Raw genomic sequence first — 23,581 nt, 5'->3', positions numbered from 1 at the left:
CCCCCGACGGGTCTCGGTGAAAGGGTCACATCGCATGGCAGTCGCAGCGGCGGCGAGCGGCGCGTGGGACGGCTTGATCGTCCTCGGTCTCCTGGTCATCCTCCTCGTCCTCGGTGTGCGCAAGCTCCGCCCCCGAGTTCACATCCCCTGGACGACCGGGGGGATCGTCGTGTTCTTCGTGTTTCTTTGTCTGTTGCTGTGGGCGTGGTCCTGGCGCTGAGGCCGACGGGGAGCGGGGGTCGAAGGGGGTCGTCCCCCTGGGCCAACACAGCGTGTTTCTTTGTCTGTTGCTGTGGGCGTGGTCCTGGCGCTGAGGCCGACGGGGAGCGGGGGCCGCCCCCTAGGCCAACACAGCGTGTTCCTGTGCCTGTTGTCGTGGGCTGGGTCCTGGCGCTGAGGCACGAGACCAGTACAGGATCATCGGACCATCAACCGGCCGACATGGGCCGCGGACCAGCTCCTGGCGTTATTCGCCCTTCAGCGGGATCTCGAACCACACGGCCTTGCCGTCCGGAGTGGGGCGCGATCCCCATCTGGATGCCAGTTGGTCGACGAGGTACAGGCCTCTGCCGCCCTCGTCGTCGGCGCCCGCGCTGCGGATCCGCGGCAGGCGCAGGTCGTGGTCGAACACCTCGACCCACACCGACGACGCTCCCCGGCGCAGGCGCAGCAGGAAGCGGCGGCGCTCGTCGTCCTCGTCCGTCGCCGACGCGTCAGCTTCCTGGACCTCTTCCAGCAGATCCGACCAGTCCTCGTCGAAGTCGTCGAGGCCCATCGCGCCGCCGGGAGTGAAGGGGAGATCGGAATCCTTGACGCCGTCGGTGGTGAACTCCCGGTGCACCGGCGCCGGCGTCGCGTGGATGACGACGTTGGTGACGATCTCCGACACCAGCAGGCAGGCCAGCTCCGCCTGATCGCGGTCCATCCCCCAGCTGCGGAACGTACTGGAGGCCATGTGGCGGGCCGCGCCGACCGTGGGCGGCTCCGCGGCGAACCACTCTTCCTGGATCGCCAGTTCCTCGGGGTGGGAGCGGACGACGAGCAGCGCGGTGTCGTCGTCGATCTCCCCCGGCACCGCCGTGACGGCGGTCTCCGCGATCTGCTCGACGCCCCGGTCCGCGACCGCGCGCACGCCCTCCACCAACTGGGCCAGCGACCGGTGCAGGTTGACCGTGCCGCCCAGCGGACGGCGGTCGACCAGCCCGTCGGTGTAGAGCAGCAGCGTGGCGCCGGGGGGCAGGGTCAGGTCGGCCTGGTGGTAGATGGCGTCGTCGAAGGGGACGCCCTTGTGCTTGACGCCCAGCAGCGTGTCGGTGACCTCCAGGGCGAGCTCCGACACCTGCCCGTCGCTGATGAGCAGCGGCGCCTGGTGCCCCGCGTTCGCGTACGACAGCGACCGCGACCACGCGTCGTAGACCATGTAGAGGCAGCTGACACTGGGCACCCAGGTACCGCCGTCGCCGTCGGGGCGACCGAGGCGGCGCACCCATTCGTCCAGCTCCCGCAGGATGTCGGCGGGTTCGCGGTCGGCCTGGGCGAACGCGCGCAGGGCGGCGCGCAGCTGGCCCATGACCGCGGCGGCGTGCGGACCGCGGCCCTCGACGTCGCCGACGACCATGCCGACCCGCCCCGCCGACAGCGGGATGACGTCGTAGAAGTCGCCGCCGACCTGGGTCTGGATGCCGTGGCCGTGCGCCTCCAAGGGCTTGGCCGGGACGTAGCGGTGCGCGATCGACAGGCCGTCGAACGGCGGGAAGGAGCTGGGCAGCAGGCTGTTCTGGAACGCCAGCGCGGTGCTGCGCTCCTCCTCGAACAGCCGGGCGTTGTCGATGGCGAGTGCGACCCGCGACGCGATGGCGCCGACCAGGTCGCGGTCGAAGCCGCCGTAGCTCGTCTTCTCGCGGGGGGACAGGCGGGAGAGGGCGAGGGTGAGCACGCCCAGGGTTTCACCGCGGGCGCGCAGAGGCGCCGCGATGGCCGATGTCACCCCCACCTGTTCGGCGACCTGGGTCGAGCGCTCGCCGGCGACGTCGACGGGGTGCATGCGATCGGTGACGACCTGCGTCTGCAGGGTGCGCATCGCCTCGTAGACAAAGTGCCGATCGGGATATCGGACCTCTTCACCGACGTCGAACCAGGTGCCTGGGGGCGGAGTCCAGCCCTCGGCGTGGACCGAGACGCGGCGGACGAGTCGGTCGTGGTCGAAGAGGTCGACGAAGCAGTGGTCGGCGAACTGGGGCACGAGGATCTCGGCGACCGCTTTCACGGTCGTGTCGAATTCGAGCGAGCTGGCCAGGCGGCTGCCCACCCGGTCGAGCAGGCCGTACTGCTCCTCCACCCGGCCGTAGCGCATGGCCTCGTGGGCGAAGAGGACGATGCCCTCGATCGACCCGGAGCTGTGCCGCAGCGGGACCGCGTGGGATCGCAGGTGGATCCAGGTGGAGTCGGAGCGGAGGACGGCGAACGTGCCCTCCCACGTCTCGCCCTTCAGCACGCGGCGGGCGAGCTGGGCGGCACGCTCGTGGTCGGCCTCGTGCACGCCCATGTCGAGGAGGGAGATGCCGAGGAGATCGCGGTCGTCCGCGAAGCCGAGCAGTTCGCGCGCGAACGTGTTCCAGTACATGAGGTGACTGAAGCGGTCGGCCACGAAAACAGCGATCTGCGCCTGTTCGAAGACCTCAGCACCGGAGAGCGCGCCATCGTCGTAGAAGGCTTCCCCCCACCGCTTCATACAGCAGCCACCTTGCCGTCATGGACCGTCTTCACGATGCCCTGCGCGATCCACATCGCCCCTGCGGGACGGGCGGACGAGAGATCATACCGACCGGCCCCGGCCATGGCATGAGCATAGCCCCCGCATGGAGATCTCCGCTTAACAACGCGACATTCCGGCATCGCGGGACACCCTGGGGCACCCCGCGACGTAGTTATGGCTTGGCGACGAAAATGTGGCCGGCGATGTGCCGATCCAGTTCGCTGCGCTCGCCATTCCTGTCGCTCCCACCAATCACCCGCACGCCGTCATCGCTCAGCAGAAGCGTCACTTCCTTCCCGGGTTGTACCCCGGCACGCTTCAGATCCAGCATGACATCGGTGTCGCTTTGCAGCTGCTCGCTGATCCGACGCACCGTCACCTTGGTCTCCGTGCCGTTCGCGACGTCCAGCATCGGCACGATCGAGTCGTCGGTGAAGGGCTCGGGAGAATAGTCCTCCAGGCCGAGCTCGTCCAGCCCCGGGATGGGGTTGCCGTGCGGACAGACCGAGGGGGCGTTGAGCAGCCGCACCAAGCGCTCCTCCACGGCCTCGGAGATCACGTGCTCCCAGCGGCACGCCTCGACGTGGACCTCTTCCCAGGGCAGTCCGATGACGTCGACCAACAGGCGCTCGGCCAGCCGGTGCTTGCGCATGACGTGCGTCGCGAGCCGACGGCCTTCGTGGGTCATCACGAGGTGGCGGTCGTTCTCGACGCGAAGCAGGCCATCGCGCTCCATCCGGGCAACCGTCTGACTGACCGTGGGGCCACTCTGCGCGAGACGCTCCGCGATCCGCGCCCGAAGCGGCACAATGCCCTCTTCTTCGAGCTCGAAGATCGTCCGGAGATACATCTCCGTGGTGTCGATAAGGCCGTGTGCGGTCAAGGCTCTCCCTCCCATCATGGGCCCGTTGAGAGTTGACAACGGTAGAACTCTCAACACGGGCCAGTGGCGGCGGATTCCGTGGGCGGCTGACCCGATCCCCGAGTCGATGCCCAGCCCGTGCGCCCCTGGCCGCGGGAGCGGCCACCGATGGTTACATCATAGCGTGGCAGGCGACACGCCGTTTCCAGCAGGTGTGCCCCGCACCACGGCTAAGGCGCGGCCGGAAACCCCTGATATCACGGCGATCCGACAATTGCCAGACGCACGGCTCAGGAGCCGGGGACGCCGCTAGGGAGAGAGACGCTCGACCACCCATCTCCCGTCGGCCGACTCCCCCTCGACCAGCAGGTAGCGGAACCGATCGTGCATCCGGTCCGGACTGCCCCGCCAAAACTCCATCTCACCAGGGTGAACGCGGTATCCGCCCCAGTACGGGGGCCGGGGCACCTCGACGCCGTCGGGCCACGCGTGCCGCAGCCGCTCGTAGCGTTCGTCCAGTTCCGCCCGCCCCTCGACGGGGGACGACTGCTGCTCGCTGGCCCACGCCCCGATCTGCGATCCGCGGGGGCGGGACCGGAAATAGCGGTCGTTCTCCGCGTCACTGAGACGTTCGACACTGCCCATGATCATGACCTGGAGGGACATCGGGTGCCAGGGGAACACCACGGAGACACGCGGGTCCGACTCCAGAGCGCGGCCCTTGCGCGAGCGGTAGTTGGTGAAGAAGCGGAGCCCCGAGCTGTCGTAGCCCTTCATCAGAACCGTGCGGCCCCGGGGAGCGCCCGACGGCTCGACGGTCGACAGGATCATCGCGTTCGGCTCGACCACCCCGGATCCGTGCACCTGGGTGAACCACGTGTGAAACTGCTCCATGGGGTGCGGGACAAGGTCCGAGAGGCGCAGTGGTGAACGGCCATAGGATTCGCGCAGCTCAGCAGGGTCAAAATGGTTCACAGTGAAGCATCTTCACATGACCCGCGGGGTAGGCGCCACCCATAGGAGACCCGTAATCGCCACCTCACCCGCCATCGGAAAATCCCCTACCGGTTCAATGGATGGACTTCTATCCGCTGGACCGAGGAGACGGAGGAAGCCGATATGTCGGACTTCAGACCCGGGCTCGAAGGAGTCCTGGCGTTCGAGACCGAAATCGCCGAGCCCGACAAGGAAGGCGGCGCCCTCCGGTACCGCGGCGTCGACATCGAGAACCTCGTCGGACGGGTGACCTTCGGGCGGGTGTGGGGATTGCTGGTCGACGACAGTTTCAGCCCCGGACTTCCCTTCCCCGATCCCATCGACGACCCCGTGCGCACCGGCGACGTCCGCGTCGACGTGCAGAGCACCCTGGCGACCCTGGCGCCGCGCTGGGGCCTCAAACCACTGCTCGACATCGACGACGCCGAAGCGCGCGACAACCTCGCCCGCGCCGCTTCCACCGCCCTGTCCCTCATCGCGCAGTCCGCGCGCGGGGAGGCACCGCGCGTCCCGCGAAGCAGCATCGAGCAGGGCACGTCCGTTGTCGAGCGGTTCATGATCGAGCTGCGCGGCGAGCCGGACCCCCAGCATGTCAAGGCGGTGGACGCCTACTGGACCTCCGCCGCCGAGCACGGCATGAACGCCTCCACCTTCACCGCCCGCGTCATCGCCTCCACCGGAGCCGACGTGGCCGCCGCGCTGTCCGGCGCCGTCGGCGCGATGTCCGGCCCGCTGCACGGCGGTGCCCCGGCGCGCGTGTTGCACATGCTGGACGAGACCGAGCGCATCGGCGACGCGCGCACCTATGTCCGCCAGGCACTGGACCGGGGCGAACGAATCATGGGCTTCGGCCACCGCGTCTACCGCGCGGAGGACCCGAGGGCGCGGGTGCTGCGGCGTACCGCCAAGGAGCTCGACGCGCCCCGCTTCGAGGTCGCCGCGGCCCTGGAGAACGCCGCCCTGGAGGAGCTGCACGCCCGCAAGCCCGACCGGGTGCTGGCCACCAACGTGGAGTACTGGGCGGCCGTCGTGCTGGACTTCGCCGAGATCCCCTCGACGCTGTTCACGTCGATGTTCACCAGCGCGCGCACCGCCGGGTGGGCGGCGCACATCCTGGAGCAGAAGCAGACCGGCCGACTGATCCGGCCCAGCGCCAGCTATATCGGTCCGGCGGAGCGGGACATGGCGACCGTTCCCGGCGCCGAGGAGGCACTGGCCGAGGGCATCTAGGCGCGCCCGCGGACACCGCGCCGGGACCAGCGGACGACCAGCGCCCGACCCCACGACGCCGGGCGCGGGCTCGCCCGCTCGGCGCCGTCACTCGCTCGTCGGGACGGCACCCGAATGTGATGTCGCGATATGCCGTCACTTCTCCGCACACATTTCCGCGATGGAATTATCCTTCCGCACGACAAACTCCACCGAAAGGGATTTTCAGCCCGGAATCTCCCCTTCTCCGCCCCTGAAGCCCCACCCCCTCACCTGCGTCGCGACGACCCCGCCAAGTACCCTGTCCGCGTGACCGAAATACAGATTCCCGCGAACCTCCTGCCCAAAGACGGACGTTTCGGCTGCGGCCCGTCGAAGGTCCGTCCCGAGCAACTGAACGCCCTCGCTTCGTCCGGGTCGACCTACTTCGGCACCTCCCATCGGAAGAAGGCAGTGAAGTCCCTCGTCGGACGCGTCCGCTCCGGTCTCGCGGACCTGTTCGCACTGCCCGACGGCTACGAGGTCGTCGTCGGCAACGGCGGCACCACCGCCTTCTGGGACATCGCCGCGCACGGCCTGATCCGGGAGAAGTCCCAGCACCTGTCGTTCGGCGAGTTCTCCTCGAAGTTCGCCAAGGTCACCAAGGGCGCGCCGTGGCTCGCGGAGCCCTCCGTCATCGCCACCGACCCCGGGACGCACGGCGAGCCGCGCGCCGAGGACGGGGTGGACGCCTACGCGCTCACCCACAACGAGACCTCCACCGGCGTGGCCGCGCCGATCCGCCGTCCGGCGGGCGCCGCCGACGACGCGCTGGTGCTGGTCGACGCCACCAGCGGTGCCGGGGGTCTGCCGGTCGACATCGCCGAGACCGACGTCTACTACTTCGCGCCGCAGAAGTGCTTCGCCGCCGACGGCGGGCTGTGGATCGCGATCATGTCGCCCCGGGCCCTGGCGCGGGTCACCGAGATCGCCGACAGCGGGCGCTACGTGCCGGAGTTCTTCTCCCTGCCGACCGCGATCGACAACTCCCGCAAGGACCAGACCTACAACACACCGGCCGTGGGGACCCTGCTGCTGCTCGCCGAGCAGATCGAGTGGCTGAACGGCCAGGGCGGCCTCGACTGGGCCGTGGGCCGCACCGCCGAGTCGTCGGGGATCCTCTACAACTGGGCGGAGAAGGCGTCGTTCGCCACCCCCTTCGTGGTCGACCCGGCGCAGCGCTCGCAGGTCGTCGGCACGATCGACTTCACCGACGACGTGGACGCCGCCGCGGTGGCGGCGACGCTGCGCGCCAACGGCATCGTGGACACCGAGCCGTACCGCAAGCTGGGCCGCAACCAGCTGCGCATCGGGATGTTCCCGGCGATCGAGCCGGCCGACGTGCAGGCGCTCACCGAGTGCATCGACCACGTCGTCGGCAAGTTGGCCTGACCGCCGAGAAACGTATAGACATGATGACCGGTCCGGTGTTGTCTGGGCCGGTCATCGTCATGTCGGGGTAGATCGGGCCAGCGGGCCCGCAGGGGATGGATTCGGCTGTGCGCAGGAACAAGCAGGAACCCAGCATCAAGATCATTTCGCACCGCGGTGCGTCGGGCCACCGCCCCGAGCACACCCTGGGCTCCTACGAGCTGGGGGCCCGCGTCGGCGGCGACTTCATCGAGATCGACCTGGTCGCGACCAAGGACGGCCGCCTGGTCGCGCGGCACGAGCCCGAGATCGGCGGGACCACCGACGTGGCCGACCACCCCGAGTTCGCCGACCGCCGCACCACCCGCGTCATCGACGGCGAGGAGCACACCGGCTGGTTCACCGAGGACTTCACCCTCGACGAGCTGAAGACGCTGCGCACCACCGAGCGCATCCCCGACATCCGCCCCGACAACACCTCGCACGACGGCGAGTACGAGATCCCCACCCTGGAGGAGATCATCGCGCTGGCCAAGCGGCTCACCGCCGAGCTGGGCCGCCCGATCGGGATCTACCCGGAGACCAAGCATCCCGAGTACCACGTCTCGATCGGCCTGGACCTGGAGCCGCCGCTGATCGCGACCCTGCGCGAGCACGGCCTGACCGGCCCGGAGCCCGAGGTCCCGGTCTTCCTGCAGTCGTTCGAGGCCGACAGCCTGAAGAAGCTGGCCGAGACCGAGCTGCCGCTGGTCTTCCTTATGGGCACCGAGGAGCACTGGCAGCGCTACCTCACGCCCGAGGGCCTGGCCGAGGTCGCCACCTTCGCCCACGCCATCGGCCCGAACAAGAACTCCATCATCGGCCGCGACGACAACGGCGACCTCACCGAGCCCACCACCCTCGTCGACGACGCCCACGAGGCCGGTCTCCTCGTCCACCCCTACACCTTCCGCAGCGAGAACCACTTCCTCCCGGCCGGCCTCCGCTCCGGCGACGACGCAGGGGCCTACGGCGGCTTCGCCGCCGAGTACGAGCTGTTCTTCCAGGCCGGCGTCGACGGCGTCTTCAGCGACCACTCCCGCCACGCCTTCCTGGCACGGGAGATCTATATGCAGGAAGGGTGATCGCCGCGCGGACACGCGCGTCGCTCACCGGCCCCGCCGACGGGGAACTGGCGGAGGACGGTCGCCCGCCCGCTTCAGATCCGTCGGACCAGGATGACGATGCCCGCGATGAGCAGTGCGGCAACCACGACGCCCGAGCCGATGAGGAGGGCGGCGCCGCCGCCTGAGTCCGCCTCGGTGGGGGATTGCTCGGCCGAGGGCGAGTCCGGGGTATCGGAGGGCGAGGGGGCCGCGGAGGCGAGATCGGTCAGCGGGACGTACCAGACCGGGCTGGACGCGCCCTCCGAGCCCGCCAGCAGGCCGCTGCCGTCCGGGAGGTAGGTCAGGGATTCGCCCTGGTCCGTCTTGGGGAGGCTGATGCGGTCGATGATGCGGCCGTCGACCCCGTCGGCGGCGTCGTAGATGGTGGCGCCCCAGTAGGTGCGGATGGCGTACTGGGAGCCGTCGGGGGCGAAGGCGGCGTCGGTGGGGTACAGCGGAGCGGAGTCGATACGGGTGAGGGTGTTGGCGCCCGCCGGGTCGAGGGTGTCCGGGGCCGCGTAGACGCCCCCGCCGATCTCCTTGCTGACGACGTAGAGCCGGTTGTCGCGCGGGTCGATCATCATGCCTTCGGCGTCGCGGCCACCGTCCTCGTAGGTGAAGGTGAACGTCGTCGCCTCGACGGTCTGGTCGGTGAGCCGCGCGGGTTCCGGGAGCCGGTAAACACGCACGTTCGGCCAGCCGCCGTTGAAGTTGTCGCCGATGTCGCCGACGTAGATCGCGGGCTCGCCGTCGTCGTCCTCCCCGATCGCGATGGCCTCCCAGTCGCGCGCGTCCACACCGTCCCCGGTCAGGGTGACCGTGGCGAGCACGCGTCCGTCCTCGTCGACCGCGTAGATCTCGGGCCCGTAGTCGCCGCTGTCGTTGTGGGTCCAGAACACGCCCTCGTGCCGCCGGGACGCCGCCATGCCGCTGGATTCCCGGATCCGCGGGTCGTCGATGCGGAAGCGGACCTCGGAGCCCTCGGGGACGTTCTTCCCGGCCGACTCCTGGGGGGAGGATTCGGGCGGAGCGGGGGTGACGTCAGCGGCGCCGGGCGTCGCGGAAAGCACCGCGCACATGATCGGGAGGGCCAGCACGGCGCGTTTCCTCATGTCCGCTATCTTCCCATCGCACCGCAAGCACCATGGCTTGCAACCCACGCCTTGTGGGCATGCTCCGCTTACGACGAGCACCCGAGGCGAGAGGAAGACCATGCGAATCGTCGCCTGCCTCAACGGTGACCGCCGTCCGGGTGCGCATCCCGCCCTGCCGATCTCGATGGACCAGGTAGCCGAGGATGCCCGCGCGGCCGTGGACAGCGGCGCCGACGAGATCCACGTCCACCCGCGGGACAAGCGGGGGGCTGAAGCACTGGATCCCCAGGTCCTCACCCCGTTGCTGGAGCGCCTGCGCGCGGCCGTCCCCGGCGTACCGATCAGCGTGACCACCGCGCTGTCCGCCGAGCCCGATCCGTGGCGCCGCTACGACGTCGTCCAGCGCTGGGGCCAATTGCCGGATTCGGCCACCGTCAATCTGCACGAGCCCGGGTCGGTGGAGGTCGCCCGGCTGCTACTCGACCGCCGGGTACGGGTCGAGGCCGGGGTGTGGACGGTCGAGGCGGCCCGCATTCTGGCCGCCAGCGGACTGTCCGAGGAGTTCAGCGCGGTCCTCATCGAGCCCACACAGGCCACGACCCAGGCGGCGCTGGAGAACGCGTCGGCCATCGCCGGCATCCTCGACCGCGCCGGAATCGAGCTTCCGCGCCTGCTGCACGGGCAGGACGACACCGCCTGGCCGGTACTCGACGCCGCGATCGAGGCCGGGCACGACATCCGCATCGGCCTGGAGGACACGCTGCGCACGCCAGAGGGCGCGGAGGCGGCGGACAACGCCGACCTCGTCGCCCGTGCCGTCGCGCGCGTCGCGGCGACGGCGTGACCGCCCGCCTCCCCCGTTGATCTCGGGGATATTGGGGTCTCAGAGCCGTTTTTTACCCCAATATCTCCGAGATCAACGGATGGGAGGGACGGCCCGGGGGTCAGCCGAAGAACGAGCCGATCAGAACGATGAGCATGATCGCCGCGAGCACCACGGGCAGGAGCCAGCGCTGCTTGCGGTTGTTGGTGAGCATGCTCATGGTCCGGCCTTACTCGTCTTGCGTGGGGTGTGTGGGGCCGTTATCGGCCTGTTGTCAGCCTAATGGCCAGGTGGCGACGGTTCGGTACCGGGGAGACCCTCCGGGGATGCTCTGGAGCAGCCGAACGGTGTCCGCCGTCCAGAACGGAGTGGCCAGGGAGCGCAGGACGGAGCGGTGGCCGCTGACGTCGGCGGGGATGCGGCTGCGCGCCAGAGTGAGGTGCGGCACGTAGGGGCGGCGTTCGATCGGCACCCCGGACTTCCGGGCCACGCGGCGCAGGTCGGCGGCGAGTCGGCCGAGCGCGCCGATGTCCCCCTCGAACCCCGCCCACAGCACGCGGGCCCGCGTTTCGTCGCCGGGGAAGGTGCCCGCCCCGCGTACCGCGAGCGAGAGAGGCGGGTGGTGGTGGATCTCGGCGGCGAAGCGCTTCTCCAGAAGTGTCCGGAGGCCGTCGTCGACCTCGCCGAGGAAGACGAGGGTGAGGTGCCAGTCCTCGGGGTGGCTCCAGCGCAGGCCGTCGCCGTCGGCCCGGAGCGCGCTGGCCGCCTCCTCCACACGCTCCAGCAGGTCGTCCGGGGGATCGATAGCGAGGAAGAGCCGCATCCGCCACCTCCGTCGTCGGTTCGTCGCCGCCCGCGTGCGAGCGCTACTGCCCTCCTTGTTCCCTGTTTGTTCCCACTGGCGGGGCCTTCGCGCGGTTGCGGTGCGCCAACATCGCGGCAACGAGGAGGACGACGGCCATGCTCACCGTCCCGCCGATAGCCAGCCCGGTCCGCGGGCCGAACGTGTCGGCGAGGAACCCCACGATGGGCGCCCCCACGGGCGTCATCCCGAGGAAGAAGAGCATGTAGATGGCCATCACCCGGCCGCGCATCGTCGGAGGGACGCTCAGTTGGAAGTGGGCGTTGAGGGAGGTCGTCCACGTCATGAACGCGAGCCCCATGGGGAAGAGCACGGCGACGAATCCCAGGTAGCCGGGCATCAGGGAGGCCACCGCCTGGAGTGCGCCGAACAGGACCGCCCCGGCTAGGATCACGCGCAGCCGCGGCCGTTCCCTGCGGGCCGCCAGCAGCGCCCCGGACAGGGCGCCCACGGCGAGCGCGGCGGCCGCGATCCCGTAGGGGGCGGGCCCGGTCTCGAACTCGTTCTTGGTGATCAGCGCGATCTGGTTCTGCACATTGGCGCCGAAGAGCTGGACGAACGCGGTCATGACCAGGAGCAGGAGCAGGTCGGGGCGGCCGAGGATGTAGGCGAGCCCCTCGCGGGTCTGCCCCTTGGCGCGCGGGACCGATTCGGTGACGTGCAGCTCTGCGGGGCGCATCAGCGCCAGACCGAGGATGACCCCGGCGAACGACACCGCGTTGACGAGGAAGACCACGCCGCTGCCGACGGCGGCGATCATCAGCCCGGCGATGGCGGGTCCGGCGACCCGTCCCAGCTGGAAGCTCGCGCTGTTCAGAGCGACGGCGTTGGGCAGGTCGCGGCGGCCGACCATCTCCTCGACGAACGTCTGGCGTCCGGGGTTGTCCAGGACGGTGACCGTGCCGAGGGCGAGGGCGAAGAGGTAGACATGCCACACTTCCGCGTGGCCCGCGACGGTGAGGGTGCCGAGCCCGAGGGCCAGCAGGCCCATGGCGGCCTGCGTCGCGATGAGCAGGTGGCGCTTGGACATGCGGTCGACGAGCGTTCCGCCCCACAGGCCCAGCAGCATCATGGGCAGGAACTGCAGTGCGGTGGTGATGCCGAGCGCCACACCGCTGCCGTCGCTGAGCGCCAGCACCAGCCAGTCCTGCGCGATGCGCTGCATCCAGGTGCCGGTGTTGGAGACGACCTGGCCGGAGATGAACAGCCGGTAGTTGCGGTTGGCCAGCGAGCGGAACATCCCGGAGCCCGAGCGGGAGCCGGAACCGGTCTCCGGGGAACCGGGTAACCGGTCGTCGTCCCCCGCGCTCTCGCCATCGCCTTCGGCCCGATCGTGCGTGGCGACATCGGACCCGGCGGTACCGGCCGTCTCCGGGATCGTCTCGGGCCCCGGATCGGCTCGCTCGGCCCCACCGGTCACGCCTGGCTCAGCTGCTCCAGGATCCGGGCGGCGGCGCGCAGCGTGTCCTTCTCCTCCGGGGACAGCTCGGCCAGGCGCCGCGCCAGCCACATCTCGCGGCTGCGCTGGTCCTCCCGCACCATTTCCCGACCCGCGTCGGTGAGGTCCACCAGCTGCTGTCGACGATCGTCCGGATGGGGTGTCCGGCGTACCAGCGAGCGCGCCTCCAGCGCCGCGATGATCCGCGTCATCGACGGCGGCTGCACCTTCTCGTGCTCGGCCAGCGCACCGGGGGTCATCTGCCCGTGCCGGGCGAGGGTGAACAGCACGGCGGTCTGCCCGAGCGACAGGCTCGCGTCGGGCCGCTGCGCCCGCAGCCTCCGGGCCAGCCTGCCCACGGCCACGCGGAGTACCGCCGCCAGTCCCGCGTCGGTCCTGGTCTGCTGGGAGAGAAGTGATCGATTCATTAGCCTCACTCATTACCTTTGCTAACGATATCGCACTACGCGCTATTTCCCCCTGGCGGCGAGCACGTCGCGTTCCCCGCTCCCGCCTTGAGCACCCCAGGCACAAACGAGGCCCCCATCGGCGGGGGCCTCGTTCTCTCGTCAATCCGTCGAACCGCGACCGCGGCACCAGGACGGCGACCGTGCGGTGTGCCTGCCCTTACAGGGCCTTGTCCAGCGCCTCCTTGATGGCCCCAAAGGCATAGACACGACCGAGGCTCCGACTGTCATTGCCGTCGATGCCGTTAGGATGAGCGTCCCAGATCGCCTTCTCCTGCTGCGCGGCGTAGTCGCGCACTGCCTTCAGCTTTGACTGCGGTACGGCGTCGTCCTCGCCCTTGACGATGTAATCCATGTTGGAGCCTGGCGGGAAAGCGTAGGGGTTCGACATGGCGCCTCTTCTCCTCTCGGACGAAACCAGCGGCTCCGCCGCTGGACGATCAGCACCCACTCAGCGATGACGACGCGTGAACGAATGCCTCCGAAGAGTGTGTATCCCTGATCGCAACGCAGCCAAGAGGGGAGCTCGAATAGGCCGGTTCCGGCCATTGAGGTTCCGCGCGCGAACCACGCCGCGAATACCTAAACGCCAAGGAGCGCCTTGAACGGTGACTCGGCGAAGTGGACCAGGAAGATGACGACCACGACCCACAGCAGCGGGCTCAGCTCCCGGCGGCGGCCCTGGATCAGGCGGATGAACGCGTAGCCGATGAACGCGGCCCCGATGCCGTTGGCGATCGAGTAGGTGTAGGGCATGATCACGATCGCCAGGAAGGCCGGGATGCCGATGCCCAGGTCGCTGAAGTCGATCCGGGTGACCTGAGTCATCATCATGAAGCCCACCACGACCAGCACCGGAGTGGCCGCCTCGAAGGGAACGAGCCCGACGAGCGGGGTGAAGAACATGGCGACGAAGAACAGCGTGCCGGTGACGATCGGGGCGATGCCCGTCCGAGCGCCCTCACCCACACCGGCCGCCGATTCCGCGTAGACCGTGTTCACCGACGCCGAGCCGACGCCGCCGAGGATCGTGCCCATCGCGTCGACGACGAGGACCTCGCGCGTGTGGGCCATGTTGCCGTCCTCGTCGGTCAGCCCGGCCTGGTTGGCGACGCCGACCATGGTGCCCATCGTGTCGAAGAAGTCGGCCAGCAGCAGGGTGAACAGCAGCATGACCACGGTGACCGCACCCGCGCTGGACCAGCTGCCGAGCAGGTCGAACTTGCCCACCAGGCTCAGGTCCGGGACGGAGACCAGGTGGCCGAGGGAGGTGGGGATCGACGGCACCGTGAGCGACCAGCCCAGCTCGTTGACGACCTCGCCGTCCTCCCCCACGCGCGGGCCGATGTTGCCGACGACCTCCAGCACGATGCCCAGGACGGTCGCGAAGATGATGCCGATGAGCATCGCGCCCTTGACCCGGCGCACCATCAGCCCGATGGTCAGCAGCAGCCCCACGACGAAGACGAAGATCGGCCAGCCGTCCAGGCCACCGGTGCCGAGCTGGAGCGGTGTGCCCTCGCCCGGGCGGACGAACCCGGCGTTCACGAAGCCGATCAGGGCGAGGAACAGGCCCACGCCGACAGAGATGGCGGCCTTCAGATCGCCGGGGATGATCGCGAAGACGGCGGTCCGGAACCCGGTGAGGACGAGGATCAGCAGGACGACGCCCTCGATGATCAGCAGGCCCATGACGTCGGCCCACGTCATCACCGGTGCCAGGACATAGGCGACGACCGCGTTGAGGCCCATGCCCGCCGCGATGGCGAACGGATAGCGGCTGACGACGCCCATCAGGACGCAGACGATCCCCGCGACCAGCGCCGTCACCGCCGCGACCTGGGGGATGCCCAGGGTGTCGCCGTTCTTGTCCGGCGCGGTGCCGATGATCAGCGGGTTGAGGACGACGATGTAGGCCATGGCGAAGAAGGTCGCCATGCCGCCGCGGATCTCCCGGGCGAAGTTCGAGCCCCGGACCGACACCCCGAAGTAGCCGTCGAGGCGTGCCTTGAACCCTCCGCCGTGCGCGGAGGGTGACTGCTGTGCTGTGGATCTGGACGGTGCGTTCACGCGGTTGAACCTGCCCTGTTCGGGTTACGGCATGAAATTCGCCCTGTTTGGGCAAAGTTACGAGGTCAGCGTAGTTGAAGCTTCCTACAGCTCGAGACGCCGGAAATCCTCCCTTATTCAGAGGAATATACAAACACCCGGGTTTCGCTCCGACGGCTGCGACCCCCCGATCGACTAGCCTGAAACCGTGCGTAAACCCCGTCAGCCCGACCCCGACGTCATGGAGAGCGACTACCGCGTGCCCACGGCCCTGGGCGTCGCGGCGTGGCTCGTCGCCCTCGTCGTGCTGGTCGCGATGGGTGAGAAGCTGCCCGAGACGGAGCGGTGGTGGATCTGGGTCTGCGCCGTGGGCATCGCGCTGGGCGTGTTCGCCTACCTCTACATCCCCCGTCTGCTGCGCAAACGCCGAGAGGCCGAGGAACGCGGCGCGGCCAGGCGCCGCGAGCGCGCCGAACAGCAGGGCGAGGACGCGGCACCGCAGGAGCACTCGTGACCACGCGTGATCGTTGCCACAGGTGATTTCGTTCGCCCGTCATCCCAGGTCAGGCGCGGGTCTCGGCGTACGTGCTCCACAGCGCGACGTTCGACGCTCCGGGCCACGGCCCGGGTACCCGTTCGGTCCTCCTGGAGACGCGAGCAACATGGTGGATTGCGGTCCGGCGTACCAGTCACACTTCTTCGCCGTTTCTGCTCGATAATGGGCAGGTGTCTGAATCGCTGCACCCTTTCCCGCGACGTCTCGCCGACCGCCTGCGGCGCATCCTGATCGACGCCGACTACACCGTCTCCGGCGTCCGCGACCGGCTCGGTGACACGGCCGCCCGGGCGCTCGCCCGTGAGCAGCTCGTCCCCGCTCTGCGCGCCACCGGCGGCGAGGAACGGCTGGGGATGCTGTTGCGCCTGTGGTGGCTGCACGAGCCGATCCCGGAGAAGGCCGCGCGCGGCATCCTCCCCGTCGCCGAGCTCGCCGAGGCCGGGCTGCTGGCCGTGGGCGACGGCGAGGTGCGCGCCCTGGTCCACCTGACGCCGTGGGAGGTGGACGAGGGGCGCGACGTACGTCGCGGCGCCGGTTCCGGCGACGGCGGTGTCGGCGGCACAGTGCGCGCGGGCTACGTGGTCTCCGACCCCACCGTCCGCCCCGGGCACGGCAACCCGCGTCCGGACCACGTGGTCGGCGCGGGCGGCGCCTCGGCCACGCTGTCGAAGCTGATCGTGGACGGCCCCGTGGACCGCGCGCTCGACCTGGGTACCGGCTGCGGCGTGCAGGCGCTGCACCTGGCTGGTCGCGCCGCCGACGTGTGCGCGACCGACGTCAACCCGCGCGCCCTGCACCTCGCCGAGATCAGCTGCGCGCTCTCCGGTGTCGACAACGTAAGCATGCGGCAGGGCTCGCTGTACGCCCCGGTCGCCGGGGAGCGGTTCGACCTCATCGTGTCGAACCCCCCGTTCGTCATCACGCCCGACTCGGCGCGCTACACCTACCGCGAGTCCGACCTCTCGGGGGACGCGGTGTGCGCGGAGATCATCCGGCAGGCACCCGACCACCTCACCGATGGCGGCTGGATCCAGATCCTGGCCAACTGGCTGCACGTCAAGGACGAGGACTGGCGCGACCGGGTCGGCGCGTGGGTGACGGGCACGGGGTGCTCGGGCTGGGTGGTCCAGCGCGACGTGCAGGACCCGGCGGAGTACGTGGAGCTGTGGCTGCGCGACTCCTGCGAGCACGGCACCCCCGAGTACACCCGCCGCTATGACGCCTGGCTGGACTACTTCGAGCGGGAGGGTGTCACGGGGATCGGCTTCGGCTGGATCTCGGTGCGCAACGACGCCGCCCAGGACGCCGCCGTGCGCGTGGAGGAGCTGCGCCACGAGATCGAGCAGCCGGTCGGCCGCTACCTGCCCGATGTGGTCGACGGCGCCATGACGGCCCGCCGCCTGACCGACGCGGCCCTACTGTCCGCGCACGTCGCACTGGCGCCGGACGTCGTGGAGGAGCGGATCGGCACGCCGGGCGCACCGGACCCGGAGAAGATCCTGCTCCGCCAGCGCGGCGGCCTGCACCGTGTGGCCCAGGTCGGCACGATCGAGGCGGCGTTGGCGAGCGTCTGCGACGGGACCATGCCCGTGGGCCCCCTCCTCGACGCGATCGCCGAACTCACCGACCAGGACGCCGCGGCGGTCCGCGCCCGTACCCCGGACGTGCTGCGGTCGCTGATCACCGAAGGCTTCTTCCGCGTCACGCGGTGACCCGCCCCGCCCTCGTTGATCTCGGGGATATCGACCGAATAATCGCCGACATTCGGTCGATATCCCCGAGATCAACGGATGAGCGGGCTGGGGCGCTAGTCGAGGTCGGTCTCGGCCAGGAGGGCCGGGGCCTCGGCGGGGTCGCGGAGGACGGCCGCGAGGAGGTGGCGGCTGGACCAGCGTCCGGCGGCCCAGCACAGGGCGCGGGCCAGGCCGTCGGTGGTGGCCGCGTGCAGGGAGCCGCCCCTGTAGCGCCATTCCACGGGGACGCCATCGACCCGCAGCTCGTCGTGGTGCAGGTAGGTGTGCATGTCGATGTCGAGGAAGAGCGCCACGACCTCGGGTATCGGACGGAGTTCGCCCACCGAGGCGACTTCGCCCGGGACCACTTCGCTGGCGAGGGCGATGTCGAGGACGTCGGCCATCGCGACCGCCTGCTCGGCGGGCACGAGGACGACGGGGCGGTCGTCCAGCAGCGGCAGGAGGTCGGGAGTGTCGACGACCACGGTCTCCTCGGGATCGGCGACCACGATGGCGCCGCCGCGCACCGCGCGGACCCGTTCGGGCGGGGAGACGCGGTCGGGGTCCACCGCGGCGATGGCGGTCCAGATCTCGCGCAGCGCCTGGCGCTCGACGTGGCGCTGCGGGTCGGCCAGCCGTTCCAGCAGGTCGTCGGGGCCGTCCGGCTCGGCCATCAGGGCCTCCAGGCTGGCCCGCACGCCGATCTCCCGGGCGAACGCCGGGTCGAGGCTCTCGGGGGCCAGGTCGTAGAGGCCGGTGAGCGCCGGGGCGGCGTCGCGGGTCCGCAGTTCCACCGGGCAGCGGCCGCCCAGGACCGCGCCGGTGCGCAGCCACCACGCCGTGTAGGAGGGGACGTCCACGGCGCGGCCGTCGCCGCTGAGCACCCGCGCGGGCTCGACGATCGCCCCGCGCGTGCGGGGACCGGCGAGCAGCTCCAGCGCCTGCGGCCAGCGGTCCTCGCGGACGAACTCCAGGTCGGCGACGCCGACCAGTTCGGGGACGACGGGCGGGATGTCGGCCGCGCCGGTGCGCTCGGCGACCTCCTCGGCCCACTCCTCCAGGCCGTCCAGCGGAAGATCGTCGTGGTCGAGCGCGGCGCCCAGCGTGACGTCCTCGGCGCGCACCAGGTTGAACGCGTCGAGCACGCCGACCGCGCGCAGGGCGTCGGCGCCGTGGCGCTCGACGGTGTCGGTGGAGACGACGCCGAACGGCGCGTCGTCGGTGAAGATGTCCAGCAGCGGGCTGCTCGGCAGCAGCAGCTCGCCCGCGACCGAGTACCCGCCCTCGTCGTCCGGCAGGGCGAGTTCGGCCAGCCAGGGTGCGTCGTCGGCGGTGGTCCCGGAGGCGGCCACCAGCTCCAGCACCGCGGCCGCGATCTCCTCGGGGTTGTCCGCCTCCAGCGAGTTCTCCACGGCCGCGCGGGTCTGCGGGTCGGTGAGCACCGCCGCCTCGTTGGCCTCGATGGCGCCGAGGCGCGTCAGCAGCGGGTCGGCGGCCTCGGGGTGCACGATCCGCAGGCCGAGCGGGTCCAGCGTGTGCGGGTCGATCTGGTCGGCGCCGAAGAGGTCGCCCACCGGAACGAGCAGTGAGCGCGGGCCGCGGACCAGCCGCCCGTCGGACAGCGGGACCGGCAGCGCACCGAGATCGCCCAGGTCGGCGCCTTGCCGCCCGGCGGCGCGCAGCGCGGCGTACAGCCGCGCCCACCAGCTCGGTTCGCGGTCGAGGTCGGCGAGCAGGTCGGCCAGTTCGGCGAGGCCGACGCGGCGCACCCGCAGCTGCGCGAGCCCCGGGTGACGCGGGTTCCAGTGGCCGGGGAGCGCGGTGCGGACGAGTGCGCCGACCACGGCGGTGACCTCCGGCCCTCCCTCCAGCAGTACGGCGTCGCGCGGCCGGATGGGGTCGCCCTCGCTGGTGCGCAGGAAGGGGGTGTCCGGCAGGGCCTTGGCGACGTGGGAGCGGAACCCGGCGTCGAACTCCCCTCGACCCAGCGCGGTGACCGGAACGAGGTCCAGCGCGGCGCGGGCCTCGAAGGCGCAGAGCAGGTCGCAGTAGGCCTCGGCAGCCTCGCCGGTGAGCATCTCGGCCGCAGGGCCCTGGGCGATGCGGCGGCGGTCGGGGGTGAGTGGGAAGGTCCCGATGAGCAGGGCGGGCAGGGCGAGTTCGTCGCCGCTGGGGGTGGGCGCGTGCACGACGCGCTCGACGCCGGACGGGAGCTCGGCGACATGGCCGTCGGGTGTCACGGCGGCGGCCCAGGTGAGGGTCCAGTCCAGACGCGCGCGCTCCTCGGTGGGGCGGTCGGCGAGGAGGGAGGGTTCGACCCGGCCGGAGCGCGTGACGGTGCGCCATCGGGTGATGTGCTCCCCCGCCCGGTCGCGGACCCGGGTCAGCACCTCGCCGGTGCCGTCCGCGCCCGGCCCGGACTCGCGGGTGAGCACGCGCTCGGTGTCCCCGGTCTCGATGCGCACCTCGGCGAGGTCGGGAAGGGCGAGCAGCAGCGCCTCACTGGTCTCGGCGAGCTGGGCGCGCAGGCGGTCGCGGACCTCGTCGTCGCGGAGCACGAGGGTGACCGCGGTGTCGTAGCCCGCGGGCACGGCGGACTGGCAGGCGAAGGGCAGCCGGAGCAGCGGCACCTGCTCACCGCGCCGCTCGAACTCCTCCCCCAGCTCGGGGTGGGCGCGACCGGGTTCGAGCAGGAGGGCGCGGACCTCGGCGGAGGCATCGGTGCGGTCGAAGCGCACCGCTCCCTCGTGCGAGGCCACCGTGACGTCGTCGCTGATGGCGGCAACGGCGGAGAAACCGACGCCGAAGCGCCCGGTGGAGCCGCCCGCGGCGGCATCGTCGCGCTTGGCGGAGGCACGCAGCGTGGCGAGGGACTCCACACCCGCGGCTGTCAGCGGCGCACCGGTGTTGGCCGCGATGAACCGGTGGTCGCTCAGCCGGAGCAGGAGCCGACCGGTGCCGCCCGTGCGGCGGGCGGCGTCGGCGGCGTTCTGCGCGAGTTCGACGATGACGCGGTCGCGGTAGCCGCCGAGCGCGTAGTCCTCCTCCGCGTTGGCGTCCTCGCGAAAGCGCGCCGGTGCGTCGGCCCAGCCATCGAGGACACGTCGGCGAAGTTCGGTCGTGCCGAACGGGTCGTCCGATGTCTGGGACATGAATCAACCTCTTAAGAGTGGGTGCGGCACTACGGTACGCGACCCCGGGGACGTTCTCGAAAGAGGTTTTTCGATTGGGGACGGGCCGCGGAGCGGCCTTGGGGGATGTCAGTTCTCCGAGGAGACGAGCTCCAGTTCGGTGGTGTCGTCGAAGACGATGTGATCGTAGCCCAGCTCGTCGACGACGGGGGCGACCGGGTCGGGGCGGGGGGCGGGGCGCGCGGCCTCGGAGTGGGCGCCGCAGCCGTGGTCCAGCGAGACGACCCTGCCGTCGTCGGGCGCGAACTCGTTGGTGCAGACGCCGAACATCTGCCGGAACTCACCGGCGAGCGGGGTCATGAAGCCGCAGGTCGCGCACTTGGCGGGGGCGGAGGCGGCGATCGGGCTGCGCGGTCCGGCGTCGCCGTTGTACCAGCGCTCGGCCGCGGCCTCGCGGCCGAGCTCCGACAGGACGCGGACCCGGCCCAGGCCGAGCTCCCAGAGCATCTGCTGGTCGGCGCCCTCTTCGTCGAGCTCGCCCCCGGGCACCTGGGCGAATCCGGGCATCAGGCGCGCGTCGTCGGCCTCGGTGGGCAGCAGGTCGCCCACGCCGAGGTCACCCGGGCGCAGGCGCTCCTTCCAGGGCACCCATTGGGGAGCGATCAGGGCTTCGGCGCCGGGGATCAGCACCGCCTCGTTGACCGTGACCCTCTTCGCACGGGAGGCGCGTACCACGGTGACCGCGTAGTGCCAGCCGGGGTAGGCGGGGTCGAGGCAGCCGAAGATATGGGTGACGAGACGATCACCCTCGACTTGCGCGGAGAGGTGGTCGCCGACCCAGTCCGGCCGCCCGATCTCGGCGGCCACAGAGCGGGCCAGTTCGACCGCTTCGATGCAGGCCTTGTCTGGTGTGGGAGAACGACGGCTACGGCTCACAGTTCCATTTTCGCTGATTGCGACCCCCGACTTGACCATGACACCGATCGATAGTCGACCGTTACGTCGACTTGGGGGCGTCATGGCACGCCCCGCCACCGAAAAAGTGGCGGGGCTCACCCTTGGCCGACCGTCGGACGGGCTGACGTCGTACCTTTCCTGTCGATGGGTGGGCGTGCCTCGGGGGCACGGGTTTCACTGATGCGTTGACGTGCTCGGCCGCGGGGCGTTCGCACACGGACGCCGCCGGGGCCACAGGGAGCTTCTCAGGCCTCCAGGTCGTCGGCGACGACGCGGAGGACCTGCGCGATCTTCGCCGCCTCGCGGCGGTCGGGGTGCTTGCCCCGGCGGTAGGACGTGGAGACGCCGTCGAGGAGCTTGATGAGGTCCTCGACGATGATCACCATCTCGTCCGGCTTCTTGCGCTGGGCCTTGGAGACCGTACGCGGGGCGTCGAGAAGTTTCACCTGGAGCGCCTGAGCCCCCTTGCGCCCTTCGACGACACCGAATTCCACCCGCTGCCCGGGGCGCAGGGAGGTGGCCCCTTGCGGCAGCGCGGAGGAATGCACGAAGACCTCACCGCCGTCATCACGGGTGAGAAAGCCGAAACCCTTGTCGCTGTCGTACCACTTGACCTTGCCGGTGGGCACGTGTGTGACCTCACGCTCTCGCCGTCGGACCAATAGGAAGGAGGCCGGGCGGATCGGCCGCGTTCAGCACCGAATGTCCGCTTGGCCTCCTTGCGCCCTATCTTCCCATAGGGACCTTTTAAGGCTAGTGCCCACAGAGCGTATCGAGCGAGAGACTAACCGCCGCGAAAAGCCGCAAATCACCGCAAAGAAACGGCCATAACCGGCCATCTCCAACGGAGTCCGCGACACCCCGAGAGCGGACGCACGAGAGGCCCGGACGCGGATCTCCGGGCCTCTCCATTGACAACGATCCCCGTCGCCGCTGGTTGCGGAGTTATGGGACGGGACCCGGCGGGACCAGGATGCCGTCAATGCCGATGACGCCGCACGCCGATGTCGTCGCATGCGCGCCAATCGCGTCCGCAACCCGGACCAAACCGGAACGGAACGCATGGACATCATTACCCGACGTCTCACCCGCCACTCACAGAAATGCGCAGGTCAAGCACGATATTCCTGAGGGTTTGCCGGTGGATGACCGACACCGCGCGACATCGGGCGGCACCCTACTCCGACCGCGCCCGCCCGGCTCCCCCAACCTCGGCGCGCCGCACCAGGCGCATCAGTCGCAGGGCGAAGTACAGCCCGCACGCCACCGCCGCCACGCGCAGCCCGATCACGCCCGTGTCCAGGAGTGACGCCATGATGAACTGGTCGACGTAGGGCGCCTCCCCCTGCCACAGCGCCATGCCCCCGACCGTCGCGGCGACCGGGACCACGACCGCGACCCACCGGTCGACGCGCGACCAGACCCGGCTCAGCACCGCCAGCACGGCGCCCAGCAGCCAGAGGAAGACGATACCGCCGATAATGCCGCTGATCAGGTAGATACCGATGGTGAGCGCCTCCGCCGGATAGCGGCGGGCGACATCGATCGGCCCTGGTCCCGTGGCGCGCGAGGAACCCGCGTCGGCGTCGCCGCGAGCGCCCGACGCGCCGCGCAGCCAGCTCCGGTCCGGCCCGCCGCGCCAGGGCGGCGGATCCCGGTGGACACGGTGGGCGGGCATGGGACGCTCGGAGCCCGCCCACCCCCGGCCCTCGGACTCTCCCTCGCCTTCGTCGCCGCCGTCCGCGCCATCCCCGAGTGCGGCCCCGTCCACCACCTGCTCGTCGGCCATGCCCGGCCCCTGTCGGCAGGCGCGTAGAACCACGTCCTCCGGATCGCCGAACTCGCGCAGAATCCGCCGCACCCGCTCCGGGCTGCGCGCGTTGGCCGCCGCACAGGCGGCGTTGATGCGCCCGCGAAGGTCGCCGATGAACCTGGCGCGCTGCCGGTGGGAGAGCCGCCCGTACGCGGCGTCCCCGACCTGCGCGAGGTAGGCCAGCACCACCTGTTCCGCACGCTCAGGCTCAGTCATACGCCCCATAGTGCCCCAAGATCGCCGATGGCCCAGGGGATCTCGGGCGCCCCGGGCGACCGCCC

Annotated in this window: 20 protein-coding genes; 7 read left to right on the top strand and 13 right to left on the bottom strand. The window is 70.4% G+C overall.

Annotated elements, in window-relative coordinates:
- Positions 1–34: 34 nt before the first annotated feature.
- A complete protein-coding gene (locus CDO52_RS05240; RefSeq protein WP_017620257.1) occupies positions 35–220 on the top strand; it encodes a hypothetical protein in 186 nt (61 codons plus the stop codon).
- Positions 221–466: 246 nt separating this feature from the next.
- Here CDO52_RS05240 and CDO52_RS05235 read toward each other — a convergent pair whose 3' ends face one another.
- The 3 genes from CDO52_RS05235 to pdxH form a co-directional block, all read right to left on the bottom strand.
- Positions 467–2,731, bottom strand: a complete 2,265-nt coding sequence (locus tag CDO52_RS05235) for a SpoIIE family protein phosphatase (RefSeq protein ID WP_017620258.1) — start codon at positions 2,729–2,731, stop codon at positions 467–469.
- A gap of 196 nt (positions 2,732–2,927) precedes the next feature.
- Positions 2,928–3,638, bottom strand: coding sequence for a metal-dependent transcriptional regulator (locus CDO52_RS05230; protein ID WP_017620259.1), 711 nt, complete (start codon positions 3,636–3,638; stop codon positions 2,928–2,930).
- 288 nt (positions 3,639–3,926) lie between these two features.
- Positions 3,927–4,592 (bottom strand): pyridoxamine 5'-phosphate oxidase, encoded by a 666-nt coding sequence (gene pdxH / locus CDO52_RS05225; protein WP_026126088.1) that lies wholly within the window; start codon positions 4,590–4,592, stop codon positions 3,927–3,929.
- Positions 4,593–4,736: 144 nt separating this feature from the next.
- Between pdxH and CDO52_RS05220 the strand changes: the two genes are divergently transcribed.
- From CDO52_RS05220 to CDO52_RS05210, 3 genes are all read left to right on the top strand, one after another.
- Complete coding sequence (locus tag CDO52_RS05220; RefSeq protein ID WP_017620261.1) at positions 4,737–5,843, top strand: citrate synthase 2; 1,107 nt, start codon at positions 4,737–4,739, stop codon at positions 5,841–5,843.
- 288 nt (positions 5,844–6,131) lie between these two features.
- The gene (gene serC / locus CDO52_RS05215; protein WP_017620262.1) at positions 6,132–7,253 is read left to right on the top strand and encodes a phosphoserine transaminase; all 1,122 of its coding nucleotides are present in this window, start codon (positions 6,132–6,134) and stop codon (positions 7,251–7,253) included.
- Positions 7,254–7,360: 107 nt separating this feature from the next.
- A complete protein-coding gene (locus CDO52_RS05210; protein ID WP_017620263.1) occupies positions 7,361–8,356 on the top strand; it encodes a glycerophosphodiester phosphodiesterase in 996 nt (331 codons plus the stop codon).
- Between the two features lie 74 nt (positions 8,357–8,430).
- Here the strand turns inward: CDO52_RS05210 and CDO52_RS05205 are convergent, their stop codons facing one another.
- Positions 8,431–9,489, bottom strand: a complete 1,059-nt coding sequence (locus tag CDO52_RS05205) for an SdiA-regulated/phytase-like domain-containing protein (protein ID WP_026126089.1) — start codon at positions 9,487–9,489, stop codon at positions 8,431–8,433.
- A gap of 100 nt (positions 9,490–9,589) precedes the next feature.
- Between CDO52_RS05205 and CDO52_RS05200 the strand changes: the two genes are divergently transcribed.
- Positions 9,590–10,315, top strand: coding sequence for a 3-keto-5-aminohexanoate cleavage protein (locus CDO52_RS05200; RefSeq protein WP_017620265.1), 726 nt, complete (start codon positions 9,590–9,592; stop codon positions 10,313–10,315).
- A gap of 253 nt (positions 10,316–10,568) precedes the next feature.
- On the opposite strand, the gene thpR is transcribed toward CDO52_RS05200, so the two are convergent.
- From thpR to CDO52_RS05175, 5 genes are all read right to left on the bottom strand, one after another.
- Positions 10,569–11,117 carry an RNA 2',3'-cyclic phosphodiesterase gene (gene thpR, locus CDO52_RS05195; RefSeq protein WP_017620267.1) on the bottom strand — a complete coding sequence of 183 codons (549 nt, stop codon included), beginning with the start codon at positions 11,115–11,117 and terminating at the stop codon, positions 10,569–10,571.
- 43 nt (positions 11,118–11,160) lie between these two features.
- On the bottom strand, positions 11,161–12,396 hold the full coding sequence (locus CDO52_RS05190) for an MFS transporter (protein ID WP_026126090.1): 1,236 nt from the start codon (positions 12,394–12,396) through the stop codon (positions 11,161–11,163).
- Positions 12,397–12,572: 176 nt separating this feature from the next.
- Complete coding sequence (locus tag CDO52_RS05185; RefSeq protein WP_017620269.1) at positions 12,573–13,022, bottom strand: MarR family winged helix-turn-helix transcriptional regulator; 450 nt, start codon at positions 13,020–13,022, stop codon at positions 12,573–12,575.
- Between the two features lie 199 nt (positions 13,023–13,221).
- A complete protein-coding gene (locus CDO52_RS05180) occupies positions 13,222–13,452 on the bottom strand; it encodes a hypothetical protein (protein WP_017620270.1) in 231 nt (76 codons plus the stop codon).
- 191 nt (positions 13,453–13,643) lie between these two features.
- Positions 13,644–15,131, bottom strand: a complete 1,488-nt coding sequence (locus tag CDO52_RS05175) for an NCS2 family permease (protein ID WP_017620271.1) — start codon at positions 15,129–15,131, stop codon at positions 13,644–13,646.
- 187 nt (positions 15,132–15,318) lie between these two features.
- Here CDO52_RS05175 and CDO52_RS05170 point away from each other — a divergent pair, with 187 nt between their 5' ends.
- Positions 15,319–15,624 (top strand): DUF2530 domain-containing protein, encoded by a 306-nt coding sequence (locus CDO52_RS05170; protein WP_083919997.1) that lies wholly within the window; start codon positions 15,319–15,321, stop codon positions 15,622–15,624.
- 212 nt (positions 15,625–15,836) lie between these two features.
- Positions 15,837–17,378: a DUF7059 domain-containing protein gene (locus CDO52_RS05165; protein WP_094932226.1), complete on the top strand. Its 1,542-nt coding sequence runs from the start codon at positions 15,837–15,839 to the stop codon at positions 17,376–17,378.
- 95 nt (positions 17,379–17,473) lie between these two features.
- Here the strand turns inward: CDO52_RS05165 and CDO52_RS05160 are convergent, their stop codons facing one another.
- The 4 genes from CDO52_RS05160 to CDO52_RS05145 all read right to left on the bottom strand — a co-directional run bounded on the left by CDO52_RS05160 (position 17,474) and on the right by CDO52_RS05145 (position 23,516).
- Positions 17,474–20,551 carry a sacsin N-terminal ATP-binding-like domain-containing protein gene (locus CDO52_RS05160; RefSeq protein WP_017620274.1) on the bottom strand — a complete coding sequence of 1,026 codons (3,078 nt, stop codon included), beginning with the start codon at positions 20,549–20,551 and terminating at the stop codon, positions 17,474–17,476.
- A 108-nt stretch (positions 20,552–20,659) separates the two neighbouring features.
- Positions 20,660–21,466, bottom strand: coding sequence for a DUF3027 domain-containing protein (locus tag CDO52_RS05155; protein ID WP_232524390.1), 807 nt, complete (start codon positions 21,464–21,466; stop codon positions 20,660–20,662).
- A gap of 266 nt (positions 21,467–21,732) precedes the next feature.
- Positions 21,733–22,116: a cold-shock protein gene (locus CDO52_RS29060; protein ID WP_017620276.1), complete on the bottom strand. Its 384-nt coding sequence runs from the start codon at positions 22,114–22,116 to the stop codon at positions 21,733–21,735.
- A gap of 548 nt (positions 22,117–22,664) precedes the next feature.
- Positions 22,665–23,516, bottom strand: coding sequence for a hypothetical protein (locus CDO52_RS05145; RefSeq protein WP_152471768.1), 852 nt, complete (start codon positions 23,514–23,516; stop codon positions 22,665–22,667).
- Positions 23,517–23,581 lie beyond the last annotated feature (65 nt).

It is taken from the genome of Nocardiopsis gilva YIM 90087 (assembly GCF_002263495.1).
GTDB classification, from domain to species: Bacteria; Actinomycetota; Actinomycetes; order Streptosporangiales; family Streptosporangiaceae; genus Nocardiopsis_C; species Nocardiopsis_C gilva.
This window is presented reverse-complemented; position numbering and strand designations above follow the sequence as displayed.

Coding starts and splice junctions, on each gene's coding strand:
- CDO52_RS05240 (WP_017620257.1), top strand. CDS start 35: ATGGCAGTCGCAGCGGCGGCGAGCGGCGCGTGGGACGGCTTGATCGTC.
- CDO52_RS05235 (WP_017620258.1), bottom strand. CDS start 2,731: ATGAAGCGGTGGGGGGAAGCCTTCTACGACGATGGCGCGCTCTCCGGT.
- CDO52_RS05220 (WP_017620261.1), top strand. CDS start 4,737: ATGTCGGACTTCAGACCCGGGCTCGAAGGAGTCCTGGCGTTCGAGACC.
- CDO52_RS05205 (WP_026126089.1), bottom strand. CDS start 9,489: ATGAGGAAACGCGCCGTGCTGGCCCTCCCGATCATGTGCGCGGTGCTT.
- CDO52_RS05200 (WP_017620265.1), top strand. CDS start 9,590: ATGCGAATCGTCGCCTGCCTCAACGGTGACCGCCGTCCGGGTGCGCAT.
- thpR (WP_017620267.1), bottom strand. CDS start 11,117: ATGCGGCTCTTCCTCGCTATCGATCCCCCGGACGACCTGCTGGAGCGT.
- CDO52_RS05190 (WP_026126090.1), bottom strand. CDS start 12,396: ATGTTCCGCTCGCTGGCCAACCGCAACTACCGGCTGTTCATCTCCGGC.
- CDO52_RS05185 (WP_017620269.1), bottom strand. CDS start 13,022: ATGAATCGATCACTTCTCTCCCAGCAGACCAGGACCGACGCGGGACTG.
- CDO52_RS05180 (WP_017620270.1), bottom strand. CDS start 13,452: ATGTCGAACCCCTACGCTTTCCCGCCAGGCTCCAACATGGATTACATC.
- CDO52_RS05160 (WP_017620274.1), bottom strand. CDS start 20,551: ATGTCCCAGACATCGGACGACCCGTTCGGCACGACCGAACTTCGCCGA.
- CDO52_RS05145 (WP_152471768.1), bottom strand. CDS start 23,516: ATGACTGAGCCTGAGCGTGCGGAACAGGTGGTGCTGGCCTACCTCGCG.